Source organism: Halococcus saccharolyticus DSM 5350, assembly GCF_000336915.1.
In the GTDB taxonomy this organism is placed as follows: domain Archaea; phylum Halobacteriota; class Halobacteria; order Halobacteriales; family Halococcaceae; genus Halococcus; species Halococcus saccharolyticus.
The window spans coordinates 317521-330357 of the sequence record NZ_AOMD01000021.1; the positions used below are offsets into that span (position 1 = coordinate 317521).

The window sequence follows — 12837 nt, forward strand, 5'->3', positions numbered from 1 at the left end:
ACACTTCGTTCGAGTATGGAATGGCAACACCGCAGAAACCGAACGAAAGCCGAGAAAAAGAACGACGAACCGCGATCGGGAACCGACTGGTCGTTCGTCGCGGCCGCGATCGCCGTCGCCTGAGAGGATTACGGAGCCAGACCCTCAGACGTCGCCGATTTCTCGCGACCACACCGGCGTCTTTGGGGCTTCGAGACGTTCGATCTCGTCGTCCGACAGCGAGACCGATAGCGCCGCCACCTGCTCGTCGAGGTGCTCGACGGTTCGCGGTCCGACGATCGGTGCGTCGACGACGTCCTTCGCGAGCAGCCACGCGAGGCTGATCCCGACCGGCGTGGTCTCCTTCTCGTCGGCGAGCGCGCGGACTTCGTCGAGCACCGCCCAGTTGTCCTCGGTGAACCGGTTCCGAGTGTGTTCGTCGTCGGCCGCTCGGCCCTCGGTGGGATCCTCCCCGCGCTCGTACTTGCCGGTGAGGAAACCACCCGCGAGCGGCGACCACGGAACGACCCCCACGTTCTGATCTCGGCAGACCGGCAGGACGTTCGCCTCCTCGTGACGGTCGACGAGGTTGTACTCGGCCTGCATCGAGACGAATCTTTCAAAATTGTTCACGTCGGCCTCGTAGAGCGCCTTTGTGAACTGCCACCCGGACATCGTGCTCGCGCCGACGTAGCGGACCTTCCCGTGATCGACGAGGGTGTCGAGCGCCGAGAGCGTCTCGGTGATCGGCGTCTCGTCGTCCCAGCGGTGGATCTGGTAGAGATCGATGTAGTCGGTTCCCAGCCTGTCGAGGCTGGCGTCGGCCTGTTCGAGGACGTGTCGCCGCGAGAGCCCTTGGCCGTTCGGCCGATTCGCCATCCGTCCGTGGACTTTGGTGGCGATCACGTGCTCGTCGCGGCGACCGTCGAGGGCGTCTCCGAGGATCTCCTCGGACTCCCCGCGCGAGTAGACGTTCGCCGTATCGAAGAAGTTGATCCCGTGTTCGATGGCGCGCTCGATGACCGCCTCGCTCTGCTCTCGATCGTCGATCATCCACGGCGCGTCGCTGCCGAAGTTCATACAGCCGAGGCAGAGCCGGGAAACCTCCAATCCCGTGTCGCCGAGTCGGGTGTACTCCATGTCGGTGTCGACCATACCGAAACATCGTTCGGTCCAAACAAAAACCTCGTACCTGCGCGTGACGGCCGACCGCCCATATAGCCGGACCGCGCTCTCGATTCGGCCTTCCCGACCGAACGGTGGCTGGTCGATTCGCCACGCAAACCCGGACAACAATTATGTGAATCGAGTGCCTTCTTCCTCGAGAGATGAATATCGGAAAGAAGGCTCGGGTTGCGGGGAGTGCACACGTCGACGACGGTGCCGAGATCGGCAAACACGCTACGATTCACGACAGCGCACACATCGGTGCCGACGCTCGCATCGGTAAACACGTCGAGATCCACGAGAACGCGCAGATCGAGGCGGGCACGCGGATCGACAAGCACGCCCACGTCCACGCGGATGCGTCAGTCGGGAAGAACGCGAGTGTGGGAAAGCACGTCCACGTTCACGAAAACGCTCGGGTCGACGAGGGTGCGCGGGTCGGCAAGCACGCACACGTTCACGATCACGAGATCGGCGGCGGTCGCCGGACACGGTAGTCACCACCAGCGTTCGTGGGTCTCGTTTCGTCGCACGGTCCGCCACCGGATTGATCACTCCGGACAGGCGTCTCGAAGCGCCGTCACGGCCTCGTGATCGGGCAGTGCGTCGATCGCCCCCGTCTCGGTCGTGGTGAGTGCGGCAACCGCATTGGCGAACGCGAGGGTCTCGTCGAGCGATTCGCCGCCGGCGAGTTCGTGAAGTACGCCCGCAAGGAAGGCGTCGCCCGCACCGGTCGCGTCGACGGGATCAACGTCGTAGCCTGGGTGTGAGACGTCGACGGCTCCCCACGGCGCGCGGTCGGCGGCGATCGCGCGCGACCCGTCGGCTCCCCGCGTCAGGAATACGGTGTGTGGCCCGGCAGCGAACAGGTTCGCGGCGAGATCGGTGGGATCGTCGTCCGCGAACGACGTTCCACCGAGATCCTCGACAGAGGTCTTGACCACGTCCGTTCGAGCGAACACGGCGTCGAGCGTTTCGTGGAGGGTCACATCGTCAGGCCAGAGCTCGCGTCTCGTGTTTGGGTCGAACGCCACCCGACAGTCGTGGTCGCGGGCGCGCTCGCAGAGATCGAGGAGTGCGGAGCGGGCGGGTTCGGCTGCGAGCGCCACCGGCGCGTCGACGCAGATCCACTCGATGTGATCGAGCACGCTATCCGGAACCACGTCCGCATCGAGATGGCTGTCGGCGCTGTCGGCTCCATAGAACGTGAAACTCCGGTCGGCGTCGGCGTCGTGGGCGACGAAGGCGAGTGTAGTCGGATGAGCCGAGCGCGTCACGAACCGACCGGGAAGCCCGTTCTCGTCAAGGATCGCTGCGAGAAAGTCGCCGAACCCGTCGGTCGAAACGTTCGTCAGAAACCACGGCGATGCGTCGAACCGGGAGAGCGCGATCGCGACGTTCGCCGCTGCACCACCCGCTCGCCGTGAGAACGATTCGACCTCGGAAAGTGGTCCCGGCTGTGCGGGCAAGAAATCGATCAGCGTCTCACCGGCGACGAGGATCGCTGGGTCGTCCATACCGACCGCTCGCGGCCCGCCGGGAAAGGTGTTGGAGGCTGGCACTCACTCCAGATCGACGTCGATCCACTCGTCCGAGCGTGCTGCCTCGTAGGCCGCTTCGGTCACGGCGGTCACCCGGAGCGCGTCACGAGCCGTGGCCGGTGGCGCGCGCCCTTCGTCGATCGCCGTGATGAACGCCTCGGCCTTGTTCACCTGGTCGCTTCGGTCGATGTACGGGACGTGTTCGGTACTCTCGGCGTCGATCTCCGTGACCGTCCGCGGCTCCCACTCCCGGCCGTCGAGATACACTGCGCCGTCGTCGTCCCAGAGGTGGATGTGCTCGCGAACGCAGGGTGAATCGCCCGAGACCGAGACGTTCGCGGTCGCGCCGTTGGCGAACTCGATCAGTACCGTGGCCTCGGCGTCGACTCGCTGCTCGTCGTCCGCAAAGCGCATCCGCGAGGACACTGCCGTCGGCTCCAGACCCGACGTCCAGAGCACCGCGTCGAGCAGGTGGCTGCCGGTGTCGTAGAGCATCCCGCCGCCCGAGAGATCGGGGTCAGTCCGCCACGTCTCCGTGAAGTTCGACAGCCAGTTCTGGGTGATCTCCGCGGTGATCCATCGCGGTTCGCTCTCCTGAAACCGTTCGCGCGCCGCCACGAACGCCGGGTTGAGGTGGCGCTGGTATCCCACCATCAGCGTCCGGTCGCTCGTCGCGGCGCGGTCGGTGATCTCCTGTGCGCGTTCGAGGTCCGTCGTCAGCGGTTTGTCACAGAACACGTGGAGGTCGTGATCGAACCCCGCCATCACCTGGTCGTAGTGGAGGGTGTGCGGCGTCCCGACGAGGATCGCGTCGAGCGGTTCATCCTCGATCATCGCTCGAAAGTCGTCGTACAGCGATTCCTCGCCGACACCGAACGTGGCCGCGGCTGCGGCGCGCGGTTCGGGGGCGATGTCGGTGATCGCGGTCACGGCCGATTTCGGATGTTGGTGGAACTGCCCGCCGACCGTCGTGCCGATGTAGCCGGTGCCGATGACGCCGACGCGAAGGGTGTCGGGAGTCATGCTTCGACCGCCGCCCACTCGCCGCGGTCGTCGCTGCGCTCGATGGCGTCGAGGACGCGCTGTACCGCAAGACCGTCGGCGAACGAGGGGTGGAACGCTTCTTCCTGATCGATTGCCGACAGGAACTCGTAGTCCTCGTGAACGAAGGTGTGCTCCCAGCCGAGGACGTGGCCCGGCGGCCACCAGTGATCGACGTAGGGGTCGTCGGCGTCGGTCACGAGCATCGTCTCGTAACCCCGGTTGCCGTCGCGGAGCAGTTCGAGTTCGTTGAGACGTTCGAGCGAGAACCGGAGGCTGCCCTCGGTGCCGTGAACCGCGATCGTGTGGTGGTTCTTGTGGCCGTCGGCGACCCGCGAGGCCTCGAAGGTGCCCATCGCGCCGTTCGCGAATTCGGCCTGGGCGGAGTAGGCGTCGTCGACGGTCACCGCGCGCGCGTCCTCGCTCTCCTCGCCTTCCACTGGTCGCTCGTCGACGAACGTCCGGAGGTGGCCGCTGATGCGCTCGATTTCGCCCGCGCGGTCACCGATGAGGAATCGTGCGAGGTCGATCGTGTGTGCGCCAAGGTCGCCGAGCGCACCGCTGCCGGCAAGGTCCTCGTCCATCCGCCAAGACCACGGCTCTTCGTGGTCGACGCCCCAATCCTGGAGATACTTCCCGCGGACCTGGCGGATCGCGCCGATCTCGCCGTCGTCGACCAGGTTTTTCGCGTACTGGATCGCAGGTACGAAGCGGTAGTTGAACGCACACCCGGCGATCGCGTCGCTCGCGTCGGCCGCCGCAGCCATCCGCTCGGCGTCATCGAGGGTCGGTGCGAGCGGTTTCTCGCAGAAGACGGGGACATCGGCTTCGAGTGCGGCGATCGAGGGTTCGGGATGGACGAAGTTCGGCCCGAGGTTGTAGAAGACGTCCACCTCGTCGATTACAGACTCCCAGTCGGTCGCGGTGTTGGAAAAGTCCAGCTGGTCCGCAGCGTCCGCGAGTGCGTCCTCGTCGCGGCCAATGAGGGTGTGACGCTCGATGTCGGGCGCGTCGGGGAAGAACATCGGGAGTCGCGTGAACGCGTTCGAATGAGCCTTGCCCATGAATCGATAGCCGAGAACGCCGATTCGCAATGCCATGTCGGCACCCACACCCGATGTCGCCTTAGTTCTCCGGGTTGGAGCGGGTGTGGCCGAGGGCTCCGCGTCGGAATCGCGTCGGGTTCGACTACTCCGCCCAGTAGGCGTCGCCAGGCGTCGTCTCGAACACCGCCCTGTCGAGCACGTCGACCGCCTTCTCCAGCCCCTCGCGCGAACTCGTGAGCGAGTCCTCGTGTTCGATCGAGAGCGCGCCGTCGTAGCCCACCATCCGCAGGGTGGAGACGACCTCTTTCCAGTGGGATTCGCCGTGACCGTAGCCGACGGTTCGGAAGAGCCACGAGCGGTCTTCCTCCTCGGTGTACGGCGTCGTGTCGAGGTGACCCTTGACCCGCGCATTCGACTCGTAGAGACCGGTGTCCTTCGCGTGGGCGTGGTGGATCGCGTCGCCGAGGTACCGGATCGCCGCAGGAACGTCGATTCCCTGCCAGTAGAGATGCGAGGGATCGAAGTTCGCGCCGATCCGGTCGTTGGTGGCTTCGCGCAGCCGCTCCATTCCTGTCGGCTCGTACACCAACATGTTGGGGTGCATCTCGATCCCGACGTTCACGCCGTGGTCGTCGGCGAAGTCGGCGAGGTCGGTCCAGTACTCCTCGGCGACCCCCCACTGGTAGTCGTGAGCCTCCTTGTGCTCGGTGGGCCACGGCGCGGTGATCCAGTTCGGCACCTCGTCGTTCGGGCCGCCGCCGGGCAGTCCCGAGAACGTGGTGACGGTATCCACGCCGAGCTGAGCCGCCAGTTCGATCGCCTCCCGAAGTTCCTCGTCCGCCGTCTCGGCCTGATCGTCGTCGGGATGGATCGGGTTGTTGTGGGTCGCGAGCGCCGAAATTCGGAGGTCGTGCTCGTCGAGCAGATCGTGGAGGTCGGCCTGGGCGTCCTCGTCGTCGAGATACTCCTCGCGCGCGAGGTGGTCGTTGCCGGGACTCCCGCCACAGCCGAGTTCGACCGTGTCGACCCCGAGGCCAGCGAGGTACTCGCAGGTCTCGTCGAGCGGCTGGTCGCCGAACGGCACGGTAAGTACGCCGATGTCCATGTGAACGGTTGCTACGGGTGAACGAATAAAAGTTCAGGTCGAGGCGGCGACGCCCGCGTTCGTCCCCGACGATCCTGGCTCGGTCTCCGGTTAGTCTCCGGTCGGCGATCCTCGTCCGTGCCGACGTTCGCGTTGTGCTTCCTCGTCGAGAGGGTCTTCGAGCTCGCCCATGACTTCCTCGAAGGCGTCGGTCGCGGTGAGGAGGCCGACGATCTCGCCGTCGTCCTCCACGAGTGCGAGCTCCTGGCGCTCGGTTTGGAACCGGTCGACCGCGTCGCTGACCTCCTCGTCTGCCGGCAGCGTCATCGGCGGCGTGGCGAGCTCCTCGATGCCGATCTCGCCGTTCGTGAGGTCGTCGTACCGGCTCGTGATCGCCGTCAGGTAGACGATCCCCTGGAACTCGTCGAAGTCGTTCCCGAGCAACGGATACCGGGAGCGGGAGTGCTCTTCCATGATTTCGAGGTTCTCCGCGACGGTGTTCTCGGTCGAGAGTGCGGCGATCTCCTCGCGTGGCACCATGACGTTGCGGATCGGTACATCGCCGGCGACCAGCGCGTTCACCACTTCTTCCCGTCGCTCTCCGGAGATGTCGCTCTCGTCGAGCACCGACTTGAAGCGTTTGTGGAGGTCCGCACGGCTCTCGATGTCCTCGGCCCCGGATTCGAGCCACGCACCCGTCATCTCTACGCCGAACAGCCCGAGGGTCCACTTCGCCGCCCCATCTCCAAAGTGGATGATTGGCCAGGAGATCCGCGTAAACCAGTACAGCGGCGTCGCACCGTACCGACAGACCTGTTTCGAGCGCTCGACGCCGAGATAGGTGGGAGTCTGCTCGCCGTGGGTGAGATGCAACAGGTTGATGATGAGGAAGGCGAGAATCGCCCCCGCACCGACCGACGCGAGAACCGTCCCGCCGAACAGCGGCTCGAAGATGGCTGCGATCGCGGGCTCGGCCACGATACCGACCGCGATGCTCGAAGAGGTGATCCCGACCTGGCAGCTAGTCAGGTATATCTCCAAGTCCTCCGTCATCTCCCACGCACGTTCCAGTCCCGGCTCCATGAACTCGTCTCTGGTGTACTGCTGGGCACGCGTCAGCGCGAACTCGATCGCGACGAAGAACCCGTTCGCGAGGATCAGGGCGACACCCACGATGAGCCGCACGACGATCTCGGGAGTGTTCATCGGGCCACCTCCGGGGGCGATCGGGTCGACCCCTCGTGTGGGATGTCCGCTGGCGTCGTCCGGACGGTTCTCCCATCAGCGGACCGGAACCGATCGATCATGCCAGATCACCTTGTGAGTCGAGACGCCCAGACTCCTCCCGACGCTGGGCTCGCTCGTAGACGTCGATGGGGTCTTCGAGCTCGCCCATGACCTCCTCGAAGGCGTCGGTCGCGGTGAGCAGGCCGACGATCTCGCCGTCCTCGGTCACGAGCGCGAGTTCCTGATTTTCCGCCTGGAACCGGTCGATCGCGTCGCTGACCTCCTCGTCGGCCGGCAGCGTCATCGGCGACGCGGCGATCTCCTCGATGCCGACTTCGCCGTCCCGGAACGCCTCGATCCGGTTCGTGAGTTCCGCGAGGTAGACGATTCCCCGGAGGTCACCGTCGTCATCGCCGAACAACGGGAATCGAAGATGAGGATTGTCCTCGACGACCGCGAGGTTCTCGGCGGGCGAGTTCTCGGTCGAGAGCGCGGCGATCTCCTCACGCGGCACCATGATGTTCTGAACGGTCATCTCACCGACGGCCAGCGCGTTCATCACCTCCTCGTGGCGCTCCTCGGGGAGGTCGCCCTCAGCGAGCACCGATCCCAGCCGTCGATGGAGGTCCGCACGGCCCTCGATCACGTCGACTTCGGATTCGAGCCACGCGCCGGTCATCTCCACGCCGAACAGCCTGAGGGTCCATTTCGCCACTCTGTCCCCGAGATCGAGGATCGGTCGGATGGCGCGTGTGAACCAGTACAGCGGGGTCGCGCCGTAGCGGCAGACCTGTCGCGACCGCTCGACACCCAGATACGTCGGCGTCTGTTCGCCGTAGACCTTGTGTACCAGGCTCACGATGAGGAACGCCAAGAGCACGCCCGCGCCGATCGACCCGAGAACCGTCCCGCCGAACAGCGGCTCGAAGATCGCCGCGAGCGCCGGTTCGGCCACGATACCCAGCGAGACGCTGGCGGCGGTGATGCCGACCTGACACCCCGTGAGGTAGATCTCGAGCTCCTCGGTCATCGCCCACGCACGTTCGAGCCCGGTGTTGCCCGGCTCCACGAACTCGGATTCGGGGTACTGCCGGGCACGGGTCAGCGCGAACTCGATCGCGACGAAGAACCCGTTCGCGAGGATGAGTGCGGCCCCTGCGATGAGTCTACCGACGATTTCGAGCAGTTGCATTGGCTACTGCTTTCGGTATGTCGTCGGTGGAGCAAAAAGGCTGGGTCTTCCCGGCGACCTGCGACCGGAGCAGTCGATTCAGTCGAGTTCGACGGGGGCTTCCTGGCTCGCGTCGTCGAGTCGGATCGCGCGGCCGGCCTCGGAGGAACGGTAGATCGCGTCGATCACGCGCTGGACGGTGATCCCTTGCTCGATCGTGTTGCGTTCGGGCGGCTCGCCGCGCTCGATCGCATCGAGGAACGCGCGCTGTTCGGCCATCATGGCGTCGTTCGAGCGGGTCGTGATATCAGTATCGGCGAGGTGGTCGGCCCCCTCCTTGCTGCTCTCGTAGAGTCTCAGGCTATCTTCGTTCTGGTCGAAACACGCTCCCGCGTCGGTGCCACGCACGAGGAACTCCTGATTGGTGGGGCGATTGGTCGCCCACGCCGCTTCGAGGCTCACCGTCGAGCCGTCCGCACACCGGATGAACGCGCTCACCGAGTCGTCGACGTCGAACCCGTCCGGCCCGAGATCCTCGCCCCACATATCGATGTAGGCGTAGTCCTCGCGTGTGCCGAAGGCCGATCGCGTGGTCGCCGACACCTCGACGACCTCGGGGAAATCGAGGAAGAACAGCGAGAGATCGATCGCGTGAACCCCGATGTCGATCAGCGATCCACCGCCGGAGGTGGCACGACTCGTAAACCATGACCCACGGCCTGGAATCCCCCGCCGCCGGATATAGTTCGCCTCGACGTGGCGCGTGGTGCCGAACCGCCCCTGCTCCTGGAAGCGTTTCAGCACCTCGACCGGGTTGGTGAAGCGATTCTTGAACCCCGTCATGACGAACCCATCGCTTTCGGCGGCGGCGGCGGCGATCCCTTCGGCGCTCTCGATCGAGTGTGCGAGCGGTTTTTCGAGGAGAACGTCGACGTCGTGCTCGAGCGCACCGACGGCGTACTCCTCGTGAAAGCGATTCGGCGTCGCGATGATTACTGCATCGGCGACCGCGAACAGTTCGTCTGCCGTCTCGTAGGTGGTGGTCGCATACGCGTCCGCAAAGCGTGCGCGAACGTCGGGGTCGACGTCGACGCCACCGACGAGATCGACCCCGTGATCGACTAGCCGGTCGGCGTGGAATCGGCCGATGTTCCCGAGGCCGACGATCCCGACTTTTGGAGGGGAAGAAGAGGACACGAACGCCGTCTAGGGTGTCCCGGGTTGTAAGAATACCGTTCTGTGGTCGGTTCGAATCAGATTTCAATACAGTTGGCGCTCGCGCTCCTCGCGCTCGGCCTCGCGTTCTGCCTCTTCCTTCTGGCGTCGTCGCCCGCGGCGGTACTGGCGGACGAGGGGAATGAGCTTGTTCTTGACATCGAGGACGAACGAGACGAGCCCGTACGCCCAGAAGACGAACAGCAACGACATCCCACCGACGTAGAACAGACCGAACTCCGTAACCATGGTCAGTCGTCGCCCTCCGCTTCCGTCCCGGTCGCGCCCTCGGCGCGAGTCGGCTGAACGAGGCCATGCGCGATCGCCTTGCCCGATTCCGTCTCGAAGAGGTGGATCTTCTCACGGTCGAGCAGTACCCGCATCGTCTGATCCTCATCGATGTCCGAGGCGGGATCGACGCTCATCAGGAGCTGATCGCTTGACTCGGGGTCTTCGAGGTCGGTTTCGGCGTCCTCGGCAAGCAGGAGGTAGACGAAGATCTCGTCGCCCATCGGTTCGAGGACGTCGGTCGTGGTCTCGATCTCCGCGGTCGGGTTCGACACCGATCCCGCGGTGTCTGTGGGATAGACGTCCTCGGGTCGGACCCCGAGCGTAACCGCATCGCCCTCGGCGACGCCGATCGTGCCGGGATCGAACTCCACGTCGATGTGTTCGGACTCGAAGCCGTTCGCGCCGACCGTTCCTTCGACGAAGTTCATGCTCGGCGAGCCGATGAACCCCGCGACGAACAGGTTCTCCGGCTCGTTGTAGCAGGTCAGCGGCGGGGCGATCTGCTGGAGCTTCCCGCCGTCGATCACCGCGATCCGATCGGACATCGTCATCGCCTCCGCCTGGTCGTGGGTGACGTAGATCACCGTGGTCCCGAGTTCGCGGTGGATGCGCTGGAGTTCGGTCCGCATGTGGACTCGGAGCTTCGCATCGAGGTTCGCGAGCGGCTCGTCCATCAGGAACACGTCGGGTTCGCGCACCAGCGCCCGCGCGATCGCGACGCGCTGGCGCTGTCCCCCACTCATCTCGCTCGGCATCCGATCGAGCATCCCGCCCATCTGGACGGTCTCGGCCGCGTTGTCGACCCGACGGTCGGTCTCCTCCTGATCGAAGTCCCGGAGCCGGAGCCCGAAGGAGATGTTGTCGTAGACGTCCATGTGGGGAAACAGTGCGATGTTCTGGAACACCATCGCGACCCCGCGATCCTTCGGCGGGAGATTCGTCACCTCCCGATCCCCGATGTGGATGGTTCCCTCGGTGGGCGTGGTCAGCCCGGCGACGGTCTCCATCGTCGTCGACTTCCCACAGCCCGACGGGCCGACCAGCGTGACGAACTCGCCGTCCGGGATTTCGAGGTTCATGTCGTCGACCGCGACGACGTCGTCGTAGCGTTTCGAGACGTTTTCGAGTGTGACTTTTGCCATGATGTATCACTCCTTGAGTGCGCCGCTGGTGAGGCCGCTGACGATGCGTTCTTGGGCGATGACCACGAGGATCGCGACCGGCAACACGCCGACGATGCTCGCGGCCGCCATCAGGTTGTACGAAGCGGTGTACTGGGTCTGATACCCCAGAATCCCCCACACGATGGGGGCCCAGTTCTTCGCCTGTCCGTCCGTCATCAGGAAGGAAAAGAAGAACTCGTTGTACACGTTGATGAAGGTGAGTACGCCCGCGGTCGCCACGCCGGGTGCCGACAACGGGATGATGACCCGAAAGAGCGCCCCGAGCCTGGTGGTGCCCTCGACCCGGGCGGCGTCCTCCAGTCCGTCCGGAATCTGCCCGTAGAACGTGGTGAGGATGAATATCGACAGCGGCATGAACAGCGCGCTGAACGGCAGTATCATCGCTCCCGGCGTGTTGAACAACATCGGACTGCTCACGCCGAGTATCTCGATGTTCCCGGTGAACAACCGAAACAGCGGCAGGAGAAACGCCGCCGGTGGGAAATACGAGATGGCGAGCACGAGGATCATCAACACACCTCGGCCTGGGAAATCGAGTCGTCCGAAGACGTAGCCCGCGAGACTTGCCAACACGAGGACGATGATCGTCGTCGCCACCGCGAGCACGAAGCTGTTGAAGAGGTAGACATGGAACGGCAGGCGCTCGAAAATTTCGACGAATGCGCCGGGATTGAATCCCTTCGGGAGCAATCCCATGTCGACGATGGCGGCCTCGGGCGTGAGCGCGAGCACCAACAGCCAGTAGAAGGGGAACAGCGTCGTGATGAGGAAGAAAATCGTCACGATGTAGAACATCGCCCGGTAGGTTCGTTCGGGGTTGGATATCGAACTCTGCACCCAGCGGGTGAACGGACCGCCTTCGTCCTCGCTGGACTGCTGTTCGCTGGCTTGTGCGCCCGCCATCTCAGACACTCCCCTGTGAGCCGCGCCAGTATCTGACGATGTACACCGAGACCACGATGCCGATGATCGCCGCCGTCACGAACGCCACCGCCGAGGCCGTGCCGTACCGACGGGTGCTGAACGTCGTAACGACCAGACACGACAGCGACGGCACCGTCGTACAGCTTGAGGTCGTCTCGATCAACCCGTAAACCCGCATCGCCGCAATCGTCCGGAAGAGCATGGCAACCAGAACGGTGGGCAGTATCAGCGGGAAGGTTATCATCTTGAACTGCTGCCACTTTGTCGCGCCCGAAACCTTCGCCACGTCGTAGAGGCTCCTGTCGACGCTCTGGAGCCCGGCGAGAATCAACAGCGCCATGAATGCTGTTGTCTTCCAGACGTCAGCGAGAATGATGATGGGAAGCGCCTCGGCGCTGTTGACCAGCGGCGTTCCCGACATGCCGAGTGCCTGGACGACGTCGACGCCGAAACCGATACCGGGCTGAAAGAGCAGGAAGAAGATCATCCCCTGGATGACGATGGGCACCGCCCACGGGATGATGATGGCCACGCGGACCCAGCGCCGACCCCGGAAGTCCTGGTCGAGCACGAGCGCCTGCCCGAATCCGATCAGCGTCTCGAAGAGCACGCTGACGATGGTGAAGATGAACGTGACGACCAGCGCGCTCTGGAACGGCGCTGACGGGTCGAAGAACGGCTGTGGCAGCGCCACGGTATCGAGTTGCCCGGTCAGCAGGTTCACGTAGTTTTCGAAGCCGACGAACTCCCCGAGTTGGTCCGCGCCACGGATGCTGTCAGCGTGCAGCGACATCTCGAAGGTGCTCACGAGCGGCCAGATCGCGATCACCGCGAGTAACAGGAACGCCGGGGTGAGCAGTAAGTAGGCGAACGCCGCCTCGCTCAGGTTCTCCAGCCAGCGCACCGCGCTCGCGTATACTCCCGAGCGTCTCTGTGCTCCGCGTTCGGTGGGTTGTTCCGTTGCCAT

General features: G+C 64.6%; 13 protein-coding genes. 1 reads left to right on the forward strand and 12 read right to left on the reverse strand.

All coding sequences use genetic code 11. The features are described 5' to 3' along the window. Positions 1-144: 144 nt before the first annotated feature. Positions 145-1119, reverse strand: a complete 975-nt coding sequence (locus C449_RS09805; RefSeq protein WP_049914051.1) for an aldo/keto reductase — start codon at positions 1117-1119, stop codon at positions 145-147. Between the two features lie 188 nt (positions 1120-1307). Between C449_RS09805 and C449_RS09810 the strand changes: the two genes are divergently transcribed. After that, entirely contained in the window at positions 1308-1643 is a 336-nt protein-coding gene (locus C449_RS09810) for a UDP-3-O-(3-hydroxymyristoyl)glucosamine N-acyltransferase (protein WP_006077847.1), read from the forward strand. A 54-nt stretch (positions 1644-1697) separates the two neighbouring features. Here the strand turns inward: C449_RS09810 and C449_RS09815 are convergent, their stop codons facing one another. From C449_RS09815 to C449_RS09865, 11 genes are all read right to left on the reverse strand, one after another. Beyond that, positions 1698-2663, reverse strand: coding sequence for a carbohydrate kinase family protein (locus tag C449_RS09815; RefSeq protein ID WP_006077848.1), 966 nt, complete (start codon positions 2661-2663; stop codon positions 1698-1700). Positions 2664-2708: 45 nt separating this feature from the next. Then, the gene (locus C449_RS09820) at positions 2709-3710 is read right to left on the reverse strand and encodes a Gfo/Idh/MocA family protein (RefSeq protein ID WP_006077849.1); all 1002 of its coding nucleotides are present in this window, start codon (positions 3708-3710) and stop codon (positions 2709-2711) included. Then, complete coding sequence (locus C449_RS09825) at positions 3707-4828, reverse strand: Gfo/Idh/MocA family protein (protein ID WP_006077850.1); 1122 nt, start codon at positions 4826-4828, stop codon at positions 3707-3709. The genes C449_RS09820 and C449_RS09825 overlap by 4 nt, the downstream gene beginning before the upstream one ends. Positions 4829-4916: 88 nt before the next feature. Continuing rightward, positions 4917-5879, reverse strand: coding sequence for a sugar phosphate isomerase/epimerase family protein (locus tag C449_RS09830; RefSeq protein ID WP_006077851.1), 963 nt, complete (start codon positions 5877-5879; stop codon positions 4917-4919). Between the two features lie 90 nt (positions 5880-5969). Beyond that, positions 5970-7064 carry a CNNM domain-containing protein gene (locus C449_RS09835; RefSeq protein ID WP_006077852.1) on the reverse strand — a complete coding sequence of 365 codons (1095 nt, stop codon included), beginning with the start codon at positions 7062-7064 and terminating at the stop codon, positions 5970-5972. Between the two features lie 97 nt (positions 7065-7161). Beyond that, positions 7162-8277: a CNNM domain-containing protein gene (locus tag C449_RS09840; RefSeq protein WP_006077853.1), complete on the reverse strand. Its 1116-nt coding sequence runs from the start codon at positions 8275-8277 to the stop codon at positions 7162-7164. Positions 8278-8355: 78 nt separating this feature from the next. Continuing rightward, positions 8356-9453 (reverse strand): Gfo/Idh/MocA family protein, encoded by a 1098-nt coding sequence (locus C449_RS09845; RefSeq protein WP_006077854.1) that lies wholly within the window; start codon positions 9451-9453, stop codon positions 8356-8358. Between the two features lie 63 nt (positions 9454-9516). Beyond that, positions 9517-9720 carry a hypothetical protein gene (locus C449_RS09850; RefSeq protein ID WP_006077855.1) on the reverse strand — a complete coding sequence of 68 codons (204 nt, stop codon included), beginning with the start codon at positions 9718-9720 and terminating at the stop codon, positions 9517-9519. Positions 9721-9722: 2 nt separating this feature from the next. Beyond that, positions 9723-10904 (reverse strand): ABC transporter ATP-binding protein, encoded by a 1182-nt coding sequence (locus C449_RS09855; RefSeq protein ID WP_006077856.1) that lies wholly within the window; start codon positions 10902-10904, stop codon positions 9723-9725. Between the two features lie 6 nt (positions 10905-10910). After that, positions 10911-11849: a carbohydrate ABC transporter permease gene (locus tag C449_RS09860; RefSeq protein WP_006077857.1), complete on the reverse strand. Its 939-nt coding sequence runs from the start codon at positions 11847-11849 to the stop codon at positions 10911-10913. A 1-nt stretch (position 11850) separates the two neighbouring features. Continuing rightward, complete coding sequence (locus C449_RS09865; protein ID WP_006077858.1) at positions 11851-12837, reverse strand: carbohydrate ABC transporter permease; 987 nt, start codon at positions 12835-12837, stop codon at positions 11851-11853.

Bases quoted from the DNA above. Each gene is read 5' to 3' on its own strand.
- C449_RS09805 (WP_049914051.1), bottom strand. From the start codon at position 1,119: ATGGAGTACACCCGACTCGGCGACACGGGATTGGAGGTTTCCCGGCTC.
- C449_RS09810 (WP_006077847.1), top strand. From the start codon at position 1,308: ATGAATATCGGAAAGAAGGCTCGGGTTGCGGGGAGTGCACACGTCGAC.
- C449_RS09815 (WP_006077848.1), bottom strand. From the start codon at position 2,663: ATGGACGACCCAGCGATCCTCGTCGCCGGTGAGACGCTGATCGATTTC.
- C449_RS09820 (WP_006077849.1), bottom strand. From the start codon at position 3,710: ATGACTCCCGACACCCTTCGCGTCGGCGTCATCGGCACCGGCTACATC.
- C449_RS09825 (WP_006077850.1), bottom strand. From the start codon at position 4,828: ATGGCATTGCGAATCGGCGTTCTCGGCTATCGATTCATGGGCAAGGCT.
- C449_RS09830 (WP_006077851.1), bottom strand. From the start codon at position 5,879: ATGGACATCGGCGTACTTACCGTGCCGTTCGGCGACCAGCCGCTCGAC.
- C449_RS09835 (WP_006077852.1), bottom strand. From the start codon at position 7,064: ATGAACACTCCCGAGATCGTCGTGCGGCTCATCGTGGGTGTCGCCCTG.
- C449_RS09840 (WP_006077853.1), bottom strand. From the start codon at position 8,277: ATGCAACTGCTCGAAATCGTCGGTAGACTCATCGCAGGGGCCGCACTC.
- C449_RS09850 (WP_006077855.1), bottom strand. From the start codon at position 9,720: ATGGTTACGGAGTTCGGTCTGTTCTACGTCGGTGGGATGTCGTTGCTG.
- C449_RS09855 (WP_006077856.1), bottom strand. From the start codon at position 10,904: ATGGCAAAAGTCACACTCGAAAACGTCTCGAAACGCTACGACGACGTC.
- C449_RS09860 (WP_006077857.1), bottom strand. From the start codon at position 11,849: ATGGCGGGCGCACAAGCCAGCGAACAGCAGTCCAGCGAGGACGAAGGC.
- C449_RS09865 (WP_006077858.1), bottom strand. From the start codon at position 12,837: ATGGCAACGGAACAACCCACCGAACGCGGAGCACAGAGACGCTCGGGA.